This is a genomic window from Bartonella sp. MR168JLCBS (genome assembly GCF_042194175.1).
In genome coordinates, this window is record NZ_JBHIMP010000393.1 from 1 (window position 1) to 693 (window position 693).

General features: G+C 39.0%; 1 pseudogene. It reads right to left on the minus strand.

Features of this window, described 5'->3' with window-relative positions:
• Positions 1-434: 434 nt before the first annotated feature.
• Positions 435-693: pseudogene (locus ACFIK8_RS11585) on the minus strand (phage tail protein); the annotation flags it as partial.

A 693-nucleotide genomic window follows, 5' to 3' on the forward strand; every position in this document is an offset into this window, starting at 1 on the left:
ATTAATCTTACTATGTTCTTATGTATAATACTAAGTCTTAGACGTGAAAGACGTCCATATTGCCTCTCTTACTTTTTCCCATTCGAAGGTGTCCCCATTATCTTAGTTTCTAATTGATGTTGATTCCACAATAATCCTAAGATCAAAGGTGCCAATACCCCCTAGAATACCTATTGCTCTATCAAAGTGATGCATGTGCAGAGTACAATCTCTTAATGACTCTATTTCTTGCTTTATGATATCATATTAAAGGAGTTCGTTAGAGTAACAATCTGTAGTAGCATTAAAGAATAGCCGTTGTGATACAGATTCAATGCCTTTTTCTGCATTCACTACAATTGCACAGTCTCCTAAAACAGCCATCGCATGTTAAGAACAGATGAGATCTAGGCTCATATCCTTTAGCTCTACAAAAAGGTGCTTTGCTGGTATCTTCATGGGTATTGTCCCTCTTGATATCGTTCTTGCAGTTTCCCCCCATCAAAAAACGGCAAAAGACTGATTGAATAGCGAATGCGTTGTGATTGACCAGAGCGACTAATATAATCGTGATCTTTGCTAATATTGGTGATCAGCACGGCTTCACGTATCAGTGCACTGTAGGTATATCATTAATCCAACGGATCATCTAAACGGACTTGGCTCTTCGAATGGTTTTGGGAATGGCAGTCATTCTGTTCCCCCATGCAATGC